Source organism: Winogradskyella bathintestinalis, from assembly GCF_030407435.1.
Classification (GTDB): Bacteria; Bacteroidota; Bacteroidia; order Flavobacteriales; family Flavobacteriaceae; genus Winogradskyella; species Winogradskyella bathintestinalis.
On the sequence record NZ_JASDDK010000001.1, the window covers coordinates 638661 to 658894 of the forward strand.

19 protein-coding genes are annotated in these 20234 nt (G+C 30.9%); 15 read left to right on the forward strand and 4 right to left on the reverse strand.

Translation table 11 applies throughout. The features are described from left to right. Nucleotides 1-17: 17 nt before the first annotated feature. From QMA06_RS02520 to QMA06_RS02580, 13 genes are all read left to right on the forward strand, one after another. Nucleotides 18-1712 (forward strand): DUF6909 family protein, encoded by a 1695-nt coding sequence (locus QMA06_RS02520; protein WP_290205277.1) that lies wholly within the window; start codon nt 18-20, stop codon nt 1710-1712. A gap of 3 nt (nt 1713-1715) precedes the next feature. After that, complete coding sequence (locus tag QMA06_RS02525; RefSeq protein WP_290205278.1) at nt 1716-2768, forward strand: hypothetical protein; 1053 nt, start codon at nt 1716-1718, stop codon at nt 2766-2768. Further along, complete coding sequence (gene rfbB, locus QMA06_RS02530; protein WP_290205279.1) at nt 2761-3786, forward strand: dTDP-glucose 4,6-dehydratase; 1026 nt, start codon at nt 2761-2763, stop codon at nt 3784-3786. Before QMA06_RS02525 ends, rfbB begins: the two co-directional genes overlap by 8 nt. A gap of 36 nt (nt 3787-3822) precedes the next feature. After that, a complete protein-coding gene (gene rfbA, locus QMA06_RS02535) occupies nt 3823-4686 on the forward strand; it encodes a glucose-1-phosphate thymidylyltransferase RfbA (protein WP_290205280.1) in 864 nt (287 codons plus the stop codon). Nucleotide 4687: 1 nt separating this feature from the next. Further along, nucleotides 4688-5233, forward strand: a complete 546-nt coding sequence (gene rfbC / locus QMA06_RS02540) for a dTDP-4-dehydrorhamnose 3,5-epimerase (protein ID WP_290205281.1) — start codon at nt 4688-4690, stop codon at nt 5231-5233. Then, entirely contained in the window at nt 5230-6099 is an 870-nt protein-coding gene (gene rfbD, locus QMA06_RS02545) for a dTDP-4-dehydrorhamnose reductase (RefSeq protein WP_290205282.1), read from the forward strand. Before rfbC ends, rfbD begins: the two co-directional genes overlap by 4 nt. Nucleotides 6100-6168: 69 nt before the next feature. Then, a complete protein-coding gene (locus tag QMA06_RS02550) occupies nt 6169-7428 on the forward strand; it encodes an oligosaccharide flippase family protein (protein ID WP_290205283.1) in 1260 nt (419 codons plus the stop codon). Continuing rightward, entirely contained in the window at nt 7429-7866 is a 438-nt protein-coding gene (locus QMA06_RS02555) for a serine O-acetyltransferase (protein ID WP_290205284.1), read from the forward strand. It begins immediately after the preceding gene. Nucleotides 7867-8022: 156 nt separating this feature from the next. After that, nucleotides 8023-9432, forward strand: a complete 1410-nt coding sequence (locus QMA06_RS02560; RefSeq protein WP_290205285.1) for an O-antigen ligase family protein — start codon at nt 8023-8025, stop codon at nt 9430-9432. After that, nucleotides 9392-10192: a glycosyltransferase gene (locus QMA06_RS02565; protein ID WP_290205286.1), complete on the forward strand. Its 801-nt coding sequence runs from the start codon at nt 9392-9394 to the stop codon at nt 10190-10192. The genes QMA06_RS02560 and QMA06_RS02565 overlap by 41 nt, the downstream gene beginning before the upstream one ends. After that, entirely contained in the window at nt 10189-11433 is a 1245-nt protein-coding gene (locus QMA06_RS02570; RefSeq protein ID WP_290205287.1) for an O-antigen ligase family protein, read from the forward strand. The genes QMA06_RS02565 and QMA06_RS02570 overlap by 4 nt, the downstream gene beginning before the upstream one ends. Before the next feature lie 186 nt (nt 11434-11619). Beyond that, nucleotides 11620-12729 carry a glycosyltransferase gene (locus tag QMA06_RS02575; RefSeq protein WP_290205288.1) on the forward strand — a complete coding sequence of 370 codons (1110 nt, stop codon included), beginning with the start codon at nt 11620-11622 and terminating at the stop codon, nt 12727-12729. A 204-nt stretch (nt 12730-12933) separates the two neighbouring features. Further along, a complete protein-coding gene (locus QMA06_RS02580; RefSeq protein WP_290205289.1) occupies nt 12934-14289 on the forward strand; it encodes an exopolysaccharide biosynthesis polyprenyl glycosylphosphotransferase in 1356 nt (451 codons plus the stop codon). Here the strand turns inward: QMA06_RS02580 and QMA06_RS02585 are convergent. Both QMA06_RS02585 and QMA06_RS02590 read right to left on the reverse strand, forming a co-directional pair. Next, nucleotides 14286-15446: a glycosyltransferase family 4 protein gene (locus QMA06_RS02585; RefSeq protein WP_290205290.1), complete on the reverse strand. Its 1161-nt coding sequence runs from the start codon at nt 15444-15446 to the stop codon at nt 14286-14288. The genes QMA06_RS02580 and QMA06_RS02585 overlap by 4 nt on opposite strands. Nucleotides 15447-15453: 7 nt before the next feature. Next, nucleotides 15454-16764, reverse strand: coding sequence for a phenylacetate--CoA ligase family protein (locus QMA06_RS02590; RefSeq protein WP_290205291.1), 1311 nt, complete (start codon nt 16762-16764; stop codon nt 15454-15456). A 169-nt stretch (nt 16765-16933) separates the two neighbouring features. On the opposite strand from QMA06_RS02590, the gene purD reads away from it, so the two are divergent. After that, nucleotides 16934-18208 carry a phosphoribosylamine--glycine ligase gene (gene purD / locus QMA06_RS02595; RefSeq protein WP_290205292.1) on the forward strand — a complete coding sequence of 425 codons (1275 nt, stop codon included), beginning with the start codon at nt 16934-16936 and terminating at the stop codon, nt 18206-18208. On the opposite strand, the gene QMA06_RS02600 is transcribed toward purD, so the two are convergent. Next, nucleotides 18203-18430 (reverse strand): DUF6341 family protein, encoded by a 228-nt coding sequence (locus tag QMA06_RS02600; RefSeq protein WP_290205293.1) that lies wholly within the window; start codon nt 18428-18430, stop codon nt 18203-18205. The two genes, purD and QMA06_RS02600, sit on opposite strands and share 6 nt — an antisense overlap. Nucleotides 18431-18657: 227 nt before the next feature. Between QMA06_RS02600 and QMA06_RS02605 the strand changes: the two genes are divergently transcribed. Beyond that, entirely contained in the window at nt 18658-19575 is a 918-nt protein-coding gene (locus QMA06_RS02605) for a DUF6427 family protein (RefSeq protein ID WP_290205294.1), read from the forward strand. Here the strand turns inward: QMA06_RS02605 and upp are convergent. After that, entirely contained in the window at nt 19564-20223 is a 660-nt protein-coding gene (upp, locus tag QMA06_RS02610) for a uracil phosphoribosyltransferase (RefSeq protein WP_290205295.1), read from the reverse strand. The two genes, QMA06_RS02605 and upp, sit on opposite strands and share 12 nt — an antisense overlap. Between the last annotated feature and the right edge of the window lie 11 nt (nt 20224-20234).

The following is a 20234-nucleotide window of genomic DNA, read 5'->3' on the forward strand; positions in this document are numbered from 1 at the left end:
GCGGGCTAAAATAACATATGATAATCACAAATAAGAAAATATTAGGAAGGACTAGAGCACAAGAAAGTTCTAGTGCTATAGAGCGCATGTATATTACGATGCGTCATCTTTTTAATCGTGGATTTTATAAACCTATGGGAGTTTCTGGTGAAACATTACGCGAAGCATTATTGCTTTTGCGTCCAGAAATCTATGGTTCTATCGGAGAGGAAAAAGCTGAATTAGAAGGCTTGCTTTACGTAGTAGACCGTTTACCACAAGGAATAGAAGAATGTACATTTATTAACCTTACTAGTGATGAGGGTTATGCTAACTCGCATTTTAAGCCTATTATTCCTCCAAAAAGAAGACGTAATTGTTACCGTATAGACGATGAACAAATGAATATTGAAATCACAAGAGGACGTTCTGAGATTTACGATATTCTAACACACCTTACGTTTATATTTGTAGAGTCTCACAAAATAAGTAAACGGGTTATTATAGATGAAGAAGGCACAACAGTTAGAGATTGGCAAAAGTTAGAAAACGCCGTTACTTCAACAAAAAAATTGACACAAAAAGAACGCGAAATAGCTATAACACATACGGCAAATATTTTAGGACGGACGTTTAATGAATTAACAGAAGCTTATCCGAAGTTTGCCACAGAAAGCCAACCAGAGCGTTTATTGCACATCGTGTATTGGTTAGGTAAATTAGCTATAGAAGAGACGATAAATAACAATAAACGTACTATTACATTTAGTCCAGTTTTAAGAGAGCGTCTCGGACATCATATCCATGGAGAAATTTGGGCAGACACTATTAAATCGGCATTACGTAAAAACGGTTTATTAGAACGACCAATCCATATTATCAGTGCCAATATGCATAGCGTTATGAATTCTTTGTTTGCTAAAGGCACATTAAAAGGAGCAGACGCTAAAAAAGATATTTTTCAGACCTATGAAGCTTTAAGCAATTCTAAAAACTCAGTATTGCGCAATAAAGTGGAAAAATCAGCGTTGCAAAATGGAATGATTCACATAAAAGATAGTTCTGGAACGAATATAGATATTCAGATTTTTGATACGGATCAGATTGATTTTTCGAATTCTGAATTTAAGTATTTAGAAGAAACCAAAGCAAATAAAGCGGTCATTTTTGTCATGGATTATGCCTTTGGTGAGCAGGCTTACGAAACATTAGACGAGTTATTAAAACCCATTGATGTTGATGGTAAAAATGTACATCTAGATGTAAAGTCGATTTCAATAATGGGCAAGGCAGGCATATTAGAAGGCGGAAAAGGTGACATTATGATACCTAATGCTCATATATTTGAAGGTACCGCAGACAACTACCCATTTAAAAATGAGTTGAGTAAAAACGATTTAAAAGATTGTGGTGTAGATGTATATGAGGGTACCATGGTTACCGTTCTAGGCACCTCACTTCAAAATAAAGAAATCTTAAAATTCTTTAAGAATTCTACTTGGAATGTTATTGGTTTAGAGATGGAAGGAGCACATTATCAAAAAGCCGTACAAGCGGCATCTAAAGTAAGGAGTAGTATCAATGAAGACGTTAAAGTAAGATACGCCTATTATGCTAGTGATAATCCATTAGAAACAGGAAGTACATTAGCTTCTGGTGGTTTAGGAACTTCTGGCGTAAAGCCAACATATGTCATTACAAAAAAGATTTTAGAACAAATATTTAATTCATAAAACATGAGTGAAAAATTACCACAACAATCCCAAAATGAGGAGGTTGATTTAGGGCAATTGTTTAATGCCATTGGCAATTTATTTCAAAGATTTTTTAATTTTATTGGTAAGATTTTAAAAGGTCTTTTTTCTTTAATTATTTTCATCATAAAACCGTTAGTCGTTTACTTTAAAATGGTTGCGGTGGTATTAATAATTGCAGCTATTTTAGGATATACGTTAGAAAAGGTTAAAGAACCTGTTTACTATTCTAATATGGTGGTAAAACCGTACTTCGATTCTAAATATCAATTATTTAACAATATCAATTATTTTAATTCATTGATCAATTCAGAAAATATCACTGAATTATCAAATATTTTTGAAATCGATAGCACAGATGCTAAAGAACTTGTGAGTTTTGATATTGAGGCGGGCCCTGAAACTCAAAATGATTTATTTATAGAATATGATAAATATGTGAAATCTATTGATACGTCTTTGGTGGATGAATTGAGTTATGTAGATTATGTAAAGAATAGAGATCTCATATCTGGTAGTTTGTTTGCTATTAAAGCGAAGTCTTTTAAAAGTGATATTTTCCCTAAGCTACATGAAGGCTTTAGAAAAACTTTTGAAAATGATTTTTCAAAACATCAAAAAAGGGTGAGAGATACGACGGCTTATATTGAACGTTTATCGTTAACTACAGAATTATCGCGCTTAGATAGCATCCAAAAAACGTATTTAGAAGTCATTAAAAATGAATCTAAAAACTCTAAGCTTTCACTCGGATTGAATAGTGTATTACCATTACAAGAAGAAAAAACTGCCACTAAAGAATACGAGTTATTTTTAAAGGAGAGAGAAATTAGAAATACTTTAAATTATTTGAATCAAAAAATAGCTAAGGAGAACACCTACTTTGATGTCTTATCTTCGTTTGATAAAGTTGGTAAAAAAGATAAAAGTTTTGAAAAACGCTATTCAATCTCTTTTCCAATTATAGCTTTAATTTTAATCCTCTGTGGGTTTTTAATTGTAAAAGCATTCAACTACATTAAAAACTATGAGTAAAACAATATTAATCACTGGTGGTGCAGGATTTATTGGATCTAATTTTATTTTTCATTTTTTAGAACATCATAAAAATGTAAGGATTGTAAATTTGGATAAACTTACTTATGCTGGTGATTTGTTTAATTTAAAAACTCTTGAATCTAATGCAAATTATACATTTATAGAAGGAGATATTTGCGATTCTGAGTTAGTAAATGAGCTTTTTATAAAGTATCAATTTTCAGGAGTAATTCATTTTGCCGCAGAATCTCATGTAGATAATTCTATCAAAAATCCAGATGCGTTTATTACTACCAATGTTAACGGAACATTCAATGTATTGAATACCGCAAAGCACCATTGGATGGATGCTCCTTTTACTTTTAAAGAAGGTTGTGAATCTAATCGATTTCACCATATTTCTACAGATGAGGTTTACGGTACACTAGGTGCAGACGGACTGTTTACTGAAGAGACCCCCTATGCGCCAAACAGCCCATATAGTGCCTCAAAGGCCTCGTCAGATTTCATAGTGAGAAGTTATTTTCACACGTATGGCATGAACGTCGTAACTACCAATTGTAGTAATAATTATGGCCCTAAACAACACGATGAAAAACTGATACCTACTATTATTAGAAAAGCATTGCGCAATGCACCTATACCAATATATGGAGATGGGAAAAATATTAGAGATTGGCTATATGTGGAGGATCATTGTAAAGGTATTGATTTAGCCTATAGAAAAGGGGAAGCTGGAGAAACGTACAATATTGGTGGAAAAAATGAACGTGATAATTTATATATAGCACATAAAATTTGTGATATATTAAATGAGTTAAAACCAAAGAATACATCTTATTCTGAACAAATTTCTTTTGTTACCGATAGACCAGGTCATGATTTTAGATATGCTATAGATGCTTCAAAAATTGAAAAAGAATTGGGTTGGAAAGCAGATGAAAACTTTGAAACAGGAATTATTAAAACCATAGAATGGTATTTAGAAAAATACGAAGAGCAGTATAGTTTTTAGATTTTTTAAATATATATTTTAATATAGTCCATACGTATGAAAGGAATAATTTTAGCAGGAGGATCAGGTACAAGATTACACCCATTAACATTAGCTGTAAGCAAGCAGTTAATGCCTATTTATGATAAACCTATGATTTACTATCCTTTGTCTACCTTAATGTGGGCAGGGATTAACGAAATTTTAATTATTTCTACACCTCAGGATCTCCCATTATTTAAAAAACTTTTAGGGGATGGAACATCTTATGGTTGTGATTTTCAATATGCGGTCCAAGAATCACCAAACGGATTAGCGGAAGCCTTTATTATTGGAGAAGAATTTATTGGAGAAGATAAGGTAGCCTTAATTCTTGGAGATAATATTTTTTATGGTACTGGTTTAGCGGATTTACTTCAGCAAAATAATGATCCTGTTGGTGGAATTATATATGCGTATCATGTTCATGATCCAGAACGTTACGGTGTTGTTGAGTTCGATGAAAACGACAAAGCCATCTCGATTGAAGAAAAGCCTAAAAAGCCAAAGTCTAATTATGCCGTTCCAGGTATTTATTTTTATGATAACTCTGTTGTAGAAATTGCGAAGAACATAAAACCAAGTCATAGAGGTGAGTTAGAAATTACAGATGTAAATAAAACGTATTTAAGTCAGGGTAAGTTACAAGTTAGCGTTTTAGACAAGGGCACCGCCTGGTTAGACACAGGCACATTTAAATCCTTAATGCAAGCTTCTCAGTTTGTTCAAGTCATTGAAGACCGTCAAGGATTAAAAATTGGTGCAATAGAAGAAGTAGCCTATAGAATGGGTTATATTGACAAGAAACAATTTAAAAAAATAGTGAAGCCATTAACTAAAAGTGGTTATGGAACTCATTTTTTAAGTTTATTATCAGAATAATATGATATTAAAAGAAACAAAACTAAAGGGCTGTTTTGTTATTGAACCTAAAGTTTTTAAAGACAAGAGAGGTTATTTTCTTGAAACTTTCAATTTGGAAACATTTAATAATAAATTGGGTTTAAAAGTTCATTTTGTTCAAGATAACGAATCTCAGTCTTCTAAAGGTGTTTTAAGGGGACTACATTATCAAATAGGAAAACATGCTCAGGCTAAACTAGTACGCGTGATAAAAGGTGCTGTTTTAGATGTGGTTGTAGACATAAGAATAGGTTCCGAAACTTTTGGAGAACATTTTTCAATTAAACTGACTGAAGAAAATAAAACGCAATTGTTTGTCCCTAGAGGGTTTGCACATGGCTTTGTTGTATTAGAAAATGAAACTATTTTAAGTTATAAGTGCGATAACTTTTACCATGTAGCCTCTGAGGGTGGTATAATATTTAATGATCAAGAATTAGATATAGATTGGGGATTTTCAGAGCAAGAACTAATTATTTCGGACAAGGATTTATTATTGCCTAATTTTAAGAATGCAAAGCTATGAAAAAGGTAATTGTGCTTGGTGCGAGTGGACAATTGGGTAAAACGATCAGATCTATTACAGAAACCGATGCTAATAATTTCGTTTTTATATCAAAAAATGATCTTGATATCACCGATAAAAATAAGCTAGTATCATTTTTTGAGAGTACAGCCTTTGATTATTGTATTAATTGTGCTGCGTATACCAATGTAGAAGGGGCCGAAAGTAATGTTGAAGATGCCTTTTTAATAAATGCGGAAGGAGCAAAAAATGTCGCTGAAGTATGTGAAAAATATCAGGTTAAATTAATTCATATTTCTACAGATTACGTGTTTGATGGTAAATCAGAAATGCCTTATACCACTATAGATCAACCGCATCCTATAAACCAATATGGCAAATCTAAATTATTAGGCGAACAATACATTCAAGACCATCTAAAAGAACATTATATTATTAGAACATCTTGGCTGTATTCCTTATTTGGTAAAAATTTTCTAAAAACAATAATTAATAAAATTGAAAACGACTCTGTTTTAAATATTACAACAGAGGAAGAGGGCACTCCGACGAGTTGTGTGGAATTGGCTCAGTTTATTTTATACATTATTAAAACAGACAACATACCGTATGGCATTTATAATTTCTCGGCGAATGGTAGTGCCACTTGGTACGAATTTGCTAAGGAAATAGTGATTAATTTAAGTCCCGAAAAGAAAGATAATATTCTGTCAACCAACACGTTTAAGACCGTTGCTAAACGACCACGATATAGTGTTTTAAACTTAAAAAACACGGAAAAAAATTATCGTGAACTTTTTACATGGCAACAAAGTGTTGCTAAGATAATTGAAGTGTATAAAAATAGGTACAGCTCGGATTTATAAACTATATAGAATATTCTAACAAAATAATACAATATTTGCGTAGAATAGTCTGAGCGACAAAAAAATAGAATGAAATTAAATCCTAAGTTTTCTAAAATCCTAGATAGAAACAGAAAAATAATTGAGAATTTCTCATATTTATCTGTTCTACAGGTTTTAAATATGCTTATCCCTTTAGTTATATTTCCTTATTTAATTAGAGTATTAGGAAGTACTACCTACGGTTTAGTAATTTATGCACAAGCTATTATCGGTTACTTTGTTGTTTTAATAAATTTTGGGTTTAATATAACTGCAACCAAAGAAATAAGTATTAATAAAGATAATAGCGAAAAACTTAACAAAATAATTAGTAGCGTTTTTATATTGAAAGGTATATTCTTTATAATTTCAGTTGTAATTCTTACTGCGCTAATAGTCTTTATTCCCGAGCTTAGAGATAATAAACTTTTATTTTATTTAACGCTTTGGTTGTGTGTTTACGAGCTTATTTTTCCTGTGTATTACTTTCAAGGTATTGAAGAAATGAAATACATAACTATTATAACTTTAATAAGCCGAAGTATATTTTTGTTGTTAACGTTTTTATTAGTGAATGAAACCGGAGATTATTTACTAGTTCCGATAATTAATGGAACAGGAGCTTTAATTGCTGGGATTGTTTCTCAATATATTATAATTAAGAAAGGTATAAGGTACGCTTGGCAGCCATTAAGAATTTTAAAATTATACATAAAAAAGTCTTATATAATGGCTTTGGCATATGCATCAAATACGTTAAAAACAAATTTGAATATTGTTATTGTTAAGTTTCTATTCTCGTATAAGGAAGTAGCTTATTTTGATTTAGCCCTTAAAATATCCAGGATAGGTATGTCATTTTTAGAATTGATTAGTATTTCTATTTTTCCAAAAATGAGTAGAGATAAAAACAAATTCTTTTTAAGAAAAATAATCTATATCTGTATAGCTTTATCCTTCGGCTTTGTTCTTGCAGTTCAGTTTTTAGCTCCTTTATTAGTTTCAATTTTAGGAGGTGAAGATATGACCGAAGCCATATTTATTTTAAAGGTGGTGGTCTTTTTTGTCCCTTTAGAAATCTTAAGTGGTTTATTTGGGCGTAATTGCTTAATTATACACGGTTATGATAAAGACGTGTTATATAGTATGGCCTTATCTAGTCTAGTATATATTTTAACAATAATTATCGTATATTTTAGTTTAGGAAATCAAATATCTCTATTTTTACTGAGTTTAATATTTGTGTTTTCTTTTATGGTTGATGCTTTATATAGATATATTATGTGTAGAAAATATAACATATTATAAATGATGAAACTATTACGTTCTGCCAAAGCATTCATTCGGTTTTTTATTGGTTTAATATTAAGTATATACTGTTACAGAAATATTAAAGTCTACCTATGTAATCATTTTAATATTGGAATATGGACGTTATATAAAAAGAAAACAATCTTTCATCATCCTATAGGCATTGTAATTGGCTTTAAAGTAGAATTAGGCAATAATTGTCAAATATTTCAGAATGTAACAATAGGAACCAAAGACACTCAAAATTTCAAAGAAGGGCGCTATCCTAAAATCGGAAATAATGTAATTATTTATCCTAACAGTATTATTATTGGAGATATAACTATTGGAGATAACGTAATTATTGGTGCAGGTTCAATTGTGTTAAATGATATTCCCTCAAATGTTGTTGTTGCAGGTAGTCCTGCTAAAATAAAAAAAGAATTAGTTTCATAAGAGATACGTGTATTTTTAACTATAATCGACAATATAAATTAAAGCATAAGTTTATTTAATTAAGTGCTTAGAGAATAATGAATATATTTAGAAAGCTTCAGATGTTATTGTCTCTATTTATGATTCTATTTTTTAGATAAATTTAAAAGTAGCGTAGTGATTAAATTAAATGAATTTACTTTTTTTATTGTTTTACTCGGTATATTCTTTATGCCGTTTAACTCTTTTGAAGGTATTGAATTTTTAGGCGAATTTAAGCGCGACTCTTGTATTTTGTTTTTCTTACTTGCCGCTTTATTTGTTATAAATAAAAAGAAACTAGAATTACCTGTTAACAATATGTTATTTCAGGTTTTTATCTTAGTTATTCTTTATTTTTTCTTAACTGGAATTTTAAATTTTTACGATTTATCCAATTATTATTTCAAAAAAACTTCAGGTTTATCAAGATTTGCGAGACAATATACATCCCTGATATTATCATCTTTATTTCTCATTGGGTTGTTTTACAATGTATTTAAAAACTACGATACCACAGTGGTTTTTTATAAAATTAGAAAGGTATTAACCTATTCATTGTATGTTGTAGCAGTTTATGCTGTATTCGAACTTTTCATTGTAAAGTTCAATATGGTTCAGTTATTAGATATTTTAAGGGTTTTTGATTACTTCCCATTTACTGAAGTGCGTATTGATACAACTTCAAATCGATTATCTTCAGTTACATTTGAATCTCCGGCGTTAGCGACCTATTTATTAAGTATTTCTGGATGGATGTTTAGTTATGTCCTTACAGATAAAAAGCTCAGTCGATTTTTCCCAATTTTATTAACCATTGTATTGTCTTTTCTATCAGGTTCTAGGGCCGGTATTTTTATAATTATTATTCAAATAATGGTCTTTTTGGCTTATATCATAAAGGATAAAAAGTTTCATAAACTATTTGCAAGAATATTTTCAGTCGGTGCAGTATTGGTATTTTTTGCTTTATTATTTTTTGCAAATCCTATTTATGAATATGCATTATCAAAGATCTCTTCTTTTAAAACCTCAGACGATGTGCATGCGATCTCTAACAAATCCCGCTTTGGAATTCAAGTAGCGTTATTCGAAGTTTTTTTAGAGAACCCTATTAAAGGTACTGGTTATGGCTTGCAAGCTTATGAATCAAAAGATTTATATCCTGAATGGGCAGTAAAGGATAATTGGGAGTTTAAGTATAAATATTTAAATGAGAACCATAAAAGCTTTCCCCCTGGATATAATTTGTATGTTAGGTTGTTAGCAGAAACAGGTATTATCGGGTTTTCCCTATTTATGTTTTTCATTTTATTAATATTGCTTTGGTGTTTTAATAAAGCATTTAAAAAACAAGGAAGTGAAACTATAATACCAATTGTAATTGCCATATCTATGGTGGGTTTTTTGCTGAATTGGTTTAAATCCGATACATTTAGAATATACTTTTTTTGGCTTTGTTTGACCTTAATCATTATGCTGCAAAAAGAAGAAAAGAAAAAGAATTATGAAGAAAAAATTAGTAGTCCTAATTCCGCATTACAATGATCCAGAAGGACTGCAAAAGTCTATTGGATCTATTGATGAAGAATCTCAGGTAGATGTTTTTGTTATTGATGACGGAAGTAGCTTAAAACCAAACGAAAAAGAATTAATAGACAGTTATAGTAATGGTGAAATATTTTTCAATTATTTAGAAGAAAATAAAGGGCTAAGTTATGCGCTAAACACAGGAATTGAATTTGCTCTAAAAAACAATTATAAGTATACGGGTCGCTTAGATTGTAGAGATTTATTTGTTAAAAATAAATGCACCAAGCAATTGGCTTTTTTAGAGTCTCATAAAAATATAAAGTTATTAGGCACCTGGGCAAAAATGGTTGACGAACATAATAATCAACTTTATATTTTAAAGCATCCAATCAATCATAAAAAAATTAAGAAAAACATGTATCTCAATAACATGTTTGTGCATCCTTCAGTAATAATGAGAACCGATATTTTTAGTGATCTTGGGGATTATAATATAAAATATACGAAAGCAGCGCAAGACTTCGAATTGTTCTTTAGAATCGTAAAAAAATATGAAACAGCTAATTATCCTGAAGCATTATTAATCTACGAAATGTCCTTAAATTCTATTTCTTCGAAACGAAGAAAATTACAGGTTAAGAGTCGGATTAATATAATAAAAGACAACTTTTACTTTGGGTTTTATCCCATTTATGGTATTGCTAGAAGCTCTTTACTTTATTTTCTATCTAGAGAAACTACAACCAAATTAAAATCAGTTATTAAAAAGCAATGACATTAAATAAATACCTTCATCAAACCTACAACCTGTTTTTTTGTGTGTTGTGCTTTACTTTACCTTTTGAGAAGGTGTTGTCTGCGGCTCCAAATGTTATGCTAATAACTTTGATACTTTTAAGTGTATTCATCATTAAAAGAAATGCATTTAAAGCATTTATGCAAAAGGAAAAAAGTTATGCCGTTTTTGCTATATTTTTTGGTGTCATATTACTATTTTCCATTATTAACGGTGAAATTGAAAATGACTTATTCTTTTTTCAAAAATTAGCGATACCGCTTATTCTTATTCCCCTTTCTATTCCATTAAAGACCACAATTCATTTAAAAATCACATTTATTATAGCTGTTTTATTGGCTATACTTATTTCAATTTATAATATTGTGTTATACATAAATAATATAGGTGAATTCAGCTTTTCGCAGGGAAATATTATTAACGATATTTTAATTGCTGAACGCTTATATATAGGATTTACTTGTGTAATTAGTTTAGTATTATCATTACAACTTTATAATCATAATACGCTAAACTTAAAAAAAGCTGTTCGATTATTATTTTTAATAAATGCTTTAATAATTCTGATTTTTTTACTTTTTATAGCAGCAAGAATCGCTATCATATCGGCTGTTTTAGTATGTATATACTTTATAATAACTAAGCTTAAGTCTAATTACAAGTATATTATTGTGTTTGGGACAATCGTTATTACAGGACTATTATTTTTAGCGAACCCAAATCTTTCAAAACGTTTTTTTCATATTCATCATAAATACAGTGATTCATTTTTTGAAAAAATAAAAAAACACGAACCAAGATATGAAATTTGGAATTGTTCCTTAGGATTTATTGATTATAATAAAGAACTATTAATAGGAAATGGTTACAATAAAACAAAGGATCTTTTAGTGAATTGCTACTCCAATAACATTGAAGATACTGAAAGAAAGGAATGGTTTATAAAAAGTAGATTTAATACTCACAATCAATTTTTTGATATACTTTTAAGCTCAGGTTCTATTGCTCTTTTATTGTTTCTTTTATATCTATATCATTTAATAAAAATTGGTCGTGTTAGTTTTTTAGGAATTGGGCTTTTAGTTGTTTTAATTTTAATTATGTTAGTTGAAAATATACTACATAGACAGGTTGGATGCTACTTGTTCGCATTTATTACTATTTTAATTTTGAAAAATAAAAGAGAGAGAATATTAAAATTTAAAGAAACTAAAGATTAATTATTCAAATGCAATAAAGACATTTTATTATTGAATGTTTTCAAGACGATAAAATAGTTTCTAAACAAAAAAATGACAATTTAAATAAAAATAAGTAGCATACTGATGCATATTACCAAGATTTAGAAGAATTGGATGTTGGACTTTTGCAAAATTTACTATAGAATTTTTAGAATAACTATTTAAATGAAAAAAGCCTTAATACACGATTGGTATTATGTAAATGGAGGTGCTGAAAAAGTAATTCACTCTTTTAACACCATCTGGAAAGACTTTGAGCATTACGCTTTAGTAGACTTTTTAAATGAATCTGATCGCGAGTATATTTTAAATGGAGCTAATGTGAACACAAGCTTTATTCAGAAATTGCCTACTTCAAAATCTAATCATCGCAAATTTTTACAGTTATTCCCTTACGCTATAGAACAATTTAATTTACACGATTATGACTTAGTTTTAAGCTCTTCATCATCCATCGCAAAAGGAGTAATGACCAACCAAAATCAATTACATATTTGCTATTGTCACTCTCCCATGAGATATGCGTGGGATTTGTACCATCAATATTTAGAAGAATCTAATTTTGGGTTCTTGTCTGGTATATACGCTAAACGTGTTTTACACAAAATTAGAATGTGGGATGTTATTAATACTAACCGTGTCGATATATTTATTGCCAATTCAAACTATATAAAAGGTCGAATAAAAAAGGTTTATAATAGAAATGCCAAGGTTATTTATCCACCAGTGGATGTCGTTAATTTTGAATTAGTAGAACAAAAAGAAGAGTATTACTTTACGGCATCTCGAATGGTACCTTACAAAAAAATAGAACTTATTGTAAGAGCGTTTAACAACATGCCAAATAAAAAACTGGTAGTTGCAGGTGATGGGCCAGAATATAAAAATATTAAAGCAATTGCTAAATCTAATATAGAATTAGTGGGTTTTTTAGAAGCAAAAGAATTAAAAATATATTTATCTAAAGCAAAAGCTTTTGTTTTTGCAGCAGAAGAAGATTTTGGCATTATACCTGTAGAAGCGCAAGCTTGTGGAACTCCTGTTATAGCTTATAACAAAGGAGGCACAAGAGAAACGGTTATAGACAAAGAAACAGGCATATTATTTAGTCATCAAAATGAGAAATCTTTAATTGATGCCATATCAGATTTTGAAAAACTTAACTTTGATCCTTTATTAATTAGAAAGAATGCTATGCGATTTTCAAAAGAACGATTCGAAAAAGAAATGCACGATTTTGTGACAGAAGAGTATAATCGTTTTAAAGCTAATTAATTATATAGCTATATTTCCAAAATCACACCTGGTTTTCAACGCTGTTAACGACTGATTTAATACCCAATATATGTCTTTTTTATCATTGACACCGTATTGCCAATATCAAATTTTTGTCCTAAATTTATACAAACAAAATACATTCATTCATTAAACCGATAAACTCAGGAAAAAAACTACTTTTGTCAATCATTTTTAAGCAATTTGAGTTTATTTAAACACGGAAGATATTCGGGCTATTTAAGACCTATTTCATATATAATTGATTTAACAATTATTAATGGAGTAGCTATATTCTATTTACTGAACGGGAAAGATCCTTTTGTTTTTTCAACCATAATGTCTATAAGTTGGGTTTTACTGTCTGTTTATTCACATTTCTACGAAGTATATAGATACACAAGACCAATTAATATTTTAGCGCTTATAGTAAAGCAATTTATATTGTTTTTGCTATTAGTATTTGCGTTAGCTGGTTTATACCATGAGCTAGATATATACCCAAGACCAATTGTAAAATACACTTTGCTGTGTTTTTTACTAATTGCAATTTTTAAGTTTACTATATATTATTTATTACAGAAGTACAGAACCTCGTTTGGTGGTAACTTTAGAAAAACTGTGATTTTAGGTTTAAATAAAAAAACAATAGCGTTAGATAACTACTTTAATAAGAACCCAGAGTACGGTTATTCCCATCAAAAAACGTTTAATTTTAAAAATAAGGAACATACACTTGTAGAATGTTTTCACTATATTTTAGATGAAGGAATAGATGAAATCTACTGTTCAATTTCTGAACTTACAAATACTCAAATTGCAGATATTGTAGATTTTGCAGATAATAATCTTAAAATCTTAAAATTCATTCCAGATAGTAAAGAGATTTATTCAAAAAAACTCCGTTACGAATATTACGACTATATTCCCATATTGACCTTAAGAAATATTCCTTTAGAAGATAATGTTAACACTTTTATAAAACGGGGCTTCGATATAATATTCTCTAGTATCGTTATTGTCTTTATTTTATCTTGGTTGACACCAATTATTGCTATCTTAATAAAATTAGAATCGCGCGGAACCGTGTTTTTTAAACAGTCTAGAAACGGGTTTAATTATAAAGAATTCGATTGCTATAAGTTTAGGTCTATGATGCCCAATAAAGATGCTCATTTATACCAAGCGACTAGAGGAGACCAACGTGTTACCAAAGTCGGAAAATTTATTAGAAAAACCAGTATAGACGAATTGCCCCAATTTTTTAATGTACTCTTCGGCGACATGTCTGTAGTAGGACCAAGACCACACATGGTAAGCCACACAACGATGTATGCAAAAAAAATCGATAAGTTTATGGTAAGGCATTTTGTAAAACCAGGCATAACAGGCCTTGCACAAACTAGTGGATTTAGAGGAGAGGTAGAAACCGATAAAGATATTATTGGTAGAGTAAAATACGATATATTTTATATTGAAAACTGGTCTTTGCTTTTAGATCTCAAGATTATTATTCAAACTTTTGTTAATGCTGTTAAAGGTGAAGACAAAGCCTATTAAAGTATCTTTTTAAGTTCCTCTAATTGTGTCCCAAAATCAAACATAACCTTAGCTTTTTGTTGAATCATTTGTTTTCGCTCCATCTTTAAATCATTAAGAGAAATTGAATTTAAAATGACATTCAAGTGACGGTAATCTCCTTCATTTGCAACCCAACCCAAATTATTTTTTTCAATAATCGTTTCTCCTTCTCCACCTCCAAAATAAAGCATTGGCAGACCTAATTTAGCATATTCAAAAATTTTAGAAGGGACAGAACCATAAATCCTATTCAGCAACGGAATTATAGTTAAATCATAATGTAAAAGTTCCTTATGCAATTCACCTCTATTTACTCTACCATGAAAATATAGTGGTAGATTTTTGTTTGAAGCAATTAAGGTTTTTATCGCTTCCTCTTCCGCGCCAGAACCATAAATATGAAATTCAATAGAAGTGTAATCTATCTCCTTACAAAGTTTATGGATCCCTTGTGCTACACCTAAAAGCCCTGCATAAACCATTTTTGTTTTATTATTCGAGTCCTCTTTTTGTTCAAGTTTTGGAAACTCAATTTCAGGAAAATTTCTATATAAAAACAGCTCGGGTTTTGAGGTTATCGTTTTAACATGAGTAAGAATTTCATTACTTTGACCTAAAATTAAATCCGCTTTTTTATAATTAAAAGCTTCAAGCTTCTTTAGCATTTTATACGAAAATCCATCCTTTAAAGCTCCCAATTCCAAACCGGCACTTGGCCATAAATCACTAACATTTAGTATGAGTTTCCTTTTTTTAGACTTTAAAAAGAACATACATGTAAATGCCACTAATAGTGGTGGCGATTGCACTATCACTTTTTCCGGAATCTTATGCCACATAAAAAACCAAATCAGGCTGAAACTATAGGAAAGCATGGCAATTAAGCGTAAAAACTTATTTTTTGAAACCGATGCATATATCCATAAACGATTAATAGTTATGCCATTTTCTTCTGGTTTAGAGCTGAATTTCCCTTTATAATCTGAAAAAATTTTTCCAGTCGGGTAGTTAGGCAGTGGAGTGATAACGTGCACCGCATAGTCATTTTTTAGACCTACTGCCAAATGATGAATCCGATTAGAAGCGGCTCCAATTTCAGGAGGATAGTAACTTGTTATGATCATCAATGGCTTCACGAATGCTTTAATTTAAATGTGATGTGAATTGTTTTAATTTCCCAGCTTTAGAACGTTTGAGCTTTTCAACACGCTCAAACTTAATTTCAATAGCCGGTTCGAGATACCGAATCATTTCACGCTTAATATTAACTTCATCAGCGTTAGAAAGAGCATTATTGCTAACGTAACTAATTTTAAAAGTATCTATATGCAACTGTTCCACAATAAACTCTAAAACATTGCCATCATTCTCTATTACGCTTTTGGTAATGTAATAAAAAGTTAATCCTGCTGCTTTTTTTCCACTTGGTAAAACGACTAGGTCATTGGTTCTACCAATTAGTGTTTTTAAAATAGGTTTTTTAATTGTGCTATTTTTAGATAATACGCCTATATCACCAATATCGTAGCGTATAAAAGGGTGCGCTTTGTTATATAAGGATGTAATGACGATTCTACCTTCTTCACCATTTGGCAACACCATATTATTTTCATCCAAAATTTCAACAAAGAGCGTTTTGCTATTTATTTGCCATTCATCATTTATATTCTGAAACGCAATTAAATCTAATTCCGAAGCCCCATATTCATTAATTATAGGCAGTCCAAGGTGTTTTTCTAATAATTCCTTATCATCTTCAAATAACATTTCTGAAGTCACTATACAGGCTTTTAAAGAAGGGCAAATAGTACTTAGGATACTATTTTTACGCTTCAAAAATTTTGCAAACTGAACGATTGAACTTGTATAACCATTTATATAATCGAAATCGGTTCTCTTAAATTTGGCCAAAGTGTTCTCAAAAGCATCATCACTTAAATCAAATACCGAAAATCGAAAGCGGTTACTAAAGTAATCTTTCAGTCGTTCCTTATAATAACCTTTCTGGTCTAATGGAATGCCATAAAAACGGGCCTGCTTAGATGTATTAAAATCAATACCATACCAACCAAATCGATTTATAATTTCCGCCCATGTCAATGAGTGACACCATTTATCTTTCGCAAAAATAAACGGATCACCAGAACTTCCGGATGTTTTGTTTACGTAGACATTTTTAGGTGAAAAATCATCACTTAAACGTTGCTCTAAAGGTTGCTGCAAGTGACGTTTGGTCATAATTGGTACAGAATTCCAATGGTTTAGATCAATCGATTTCCCAAAGATTTTATAAAATGAATTATGTTCTAAATGATACGAAATAATGTCTTTTTTCTGATGTAGAACATAAGACTCAAAATCTATATCTGATTTAGCTTGGATTTTAGCTAAAGCCAATTTTGCCTTATCTATATCAAAGCCGTTTACTTTTAAAGAAAAATCGAATAATCTCAAGCTGTTTTTTTTGCTTTTTAAATTTGGATCCCAGTACTAAGTTGAGTTCTTTGGTAAAATAATTGTTTTTTAAACTTAAAACCAATTATTTTTGCAAAGAACTCATTTTGACTTTTAATTTTGAGAAAATATCGAATTGTCGAGACGAATTCTTAAATCCTTTTTAGATATGAATATTTTGATACTTGGCTCTGGCGGAAGAGAACACACATTTGCATGGAAATTAGCGCAAAGCGACCGTTGTAAGTCACTTTTTGTAGCTCCGGGAAACTCAGGAACAGAAGCAATTGCCACAAATCTAAATGTTGGGGTTACTGATTTTGAAGCCATTAAAATTGCTGTTTTAGAACATCATATTGATTTGGTAGTCGTTGGCCCGGAAGATCCTTTAGTTCAAGGTATTCACGATTTCTTTTTACAAGATAATGAGTTAAAAAGTGTCGCTGTAATCGGACCTCAAAAAGCCGCAGCTGAACTGGAAGGTAGTAAAGAATTTGCGAAAGAATTTATGATGCGCCATAACATTCCAACCGCTGCTTACGAAAGTTTCACAAAAGATAATGTTGAAGACGGCTACAAGTTTTTAGATACCTTAAAACCACCTTACGTATTAAAAGCCGATGGATTGGCTGCTGGAAAAGGCGTTTTAATCTTAAATGATTTACAAGAAGCGAAAGACGAACTAAAAAGTATGCTTGTTGATGCAAAATTTGGTGACGCAAGTACTAAAGTGGTCATTGAAGAATTTTTAGATGGTATAGAATTGAGCTGTTTTGTATTAACCGACGGAAAAGATTATAAAATTCTACCAACTGCAAAAGATTACAAGCGTATTGGGGAAGGGGACACCGGACTTAATACAGGTGGTATGGGAGCCGTGTCGCCAGTACCATTTGCAACCAAAGAATTTTTGGATAAAATTGAAAACAGCGTTGTTAAACCTACGGTTGAAGGCTTAAAGAAAGATAATCTCCCTTATGTTGGCTTTATCTTTATAGGTTTGATAAAAGTTGGAGACGACCCAAAGGTCATTGAATACAATGTAAGAATGGGAGATCCGGAAACGGAAGTCGTTTTACCACGATTAAAAACAGATTTGGTTGAAGTGTTTGAAGCCATGGCCAACCAAAGCTTATCTGCAATCAATATCGAAATTGACGAGCGTGCAGCAACAACCATAATGTTAGTGTCAGGTGGTTATCCGGAAGCTTATGAAAAAGGGAAAGAAATTACAGGAATAGAAAATATTACAGATTCAATAGTATTTCATGCTGGTGCCAAAGCTCAAGAAGACGGTAAAATAGTAACTTCTGGCGGCCGTGTTATGGCCATTACATCTTATGGAAACACGTATCCTGAGGCCATAAAAAAATCTTACCAAAGTATAGAAAATCTACATTTTGATAAGATGAATTATCGTAAGGATATTGGTTTTGATCTATAAATAAGAATGTGAAGAAATACTTTTATCTTCTTCACCATTATCGTTATATTTTTTAAGCTCAAGCATCCAATAAACAAATGCCACAAAGCCAATAGCCATAAAAATCCAAGACATAAAGTTGGCACCAAACCAGCTTTCTAGCTCTAAGGCTCTAAGCCAATCCAATGGAGCAAGTAAGACATCGACAAATAAATCTTGTATTGCGTAAAAGAAATCTTTCATAACTTTATAAATTTACACCAATTCTAATATTGAATTGGGATTCGAAGCAACAAAAATACAAAATCTGATTGATACTGTTATAAAAGTGTAGATGGAATTTTTATAGTTTATTTTAGTTCAAAATGAAGTACAAATTTAAATCAGAACCTAATTACGGTTCAGAATGTTAGTGAAATTATGCCTTAAAAAAGGCATAAAAATTTAAGTGATTTTTTTATTAGTCCTATATGATTACACGAATTTTTAGTAAATCTCAGCCTATAAACTTCATAATTGTTGCAGTTTGTGTCTCCTTACTTTTCGTTATTACTAATTATACCCAGCTTTTTTCAAACCTAAATACTATTCTAGTTACAATTTCTAAATGGGCAATTACACTGTTTTTGATTTTTTTGCTCGATTTCATTGTTTCAAAAAATAATTTAACCCAAAGAAACAGTTATGCTATATTAACTTTTGGACTGCTCTTTGGCATGTTCCCTGAAGCCATGTCCCATTTAGATTTATTAGTGTCTAACTTATTTATAATTTTTGCCTTAAGACGATTAATAAGTTTACATTCTAAACTCAATATAAAAAAGAAGTTGTTCGATGCTGCTTTTTGGATTGCACTGGCGGCCTTATTCTATTTTTGGGCCATTCTCTTTTTTGCCTTGGTCATTGTAGCCTTAATTTACCATTCCCAAAATGATTTTAAGAACATTATTATTCCTTTTGCAGGCATTGCAACCGTTTTTATTTTACTCTTAACTTATAACATTATGGTCCACGACGTGTTTTTGCGACCAACTAACTTTAAACGCTATGCGAGTTTAGAATTTACAGCATATAATAGTAAAGCAGGCATTTTAAAACTCACGGTATTATTCACCGCATTGGTGTGGACGCTTATTTATTATTTTAAAAATATTCCGGATAAAAGTAAAAAACTAAAGCCATCTTATTTTATTATGGCATGGGCTTCAATTATAGCCGTCTTAGTCGCTATTATTGCGTCTACTAAAAATGGAAGTGAATTTATATTTTTGTTCGTTCCGTTTTCTATAATAATGGCCAATTATATCGAAGTGATTTCAGAGCGATGGTTTAAAGAAGTATTTGTAGCTCTTTTACTTATTGTTCCTATAATCAGTTTACTGTTGTAACTTATTTCCAAAAGCTAAATCACCAGCATCTCCTAATCCCGGAATAATATAACCTTTATCATTTAGCTCATCATCAACTGTTGCTATCCAAAGTTGTACGTCAGCATCAAACGCTTTAGTAACATAGTCTATACCAGGTTGTGCACCAATAACGCTTACCAAATGAATTGCTTTTGGCGTACCAAAGGGTTTTAAGGCTTCAAAAGTTGCTACCATAGATTGTCCTGTGGCGAGCATGGGGTCTGCTAATATTAAAGTTTTACCTTCTAAACTAGGACACGCTAAATACTCCACCACAATTTCAAAACTTTCTGGATCATGCTTGTGCTGTCTATAAGCCGAGATAAAAGCATTTTCCGCAGCATCAAAATAATTTAACAAACCATTATGAAGCGGAACACCTGCTCTTAAAATAGAACATAGCACAATATCGCTATGATGCAAAACTGTTTCAGAGGCGCCTAACGGAGTTTCAATGCGGTGTGATTCAAATTGAAGTGATTTACTCAATTCAAAGGCTATTATTTCGCCAATACGCTCAATATTTCTCCTAAAACGCATACTATCTTTTTGGACCGTTTTATCTCGTAATTCAGACATAAACGTATTTAGAATTGAAGGTGTTTTAGAAAGGTTATGAATTTGCATATTAAGAAAAT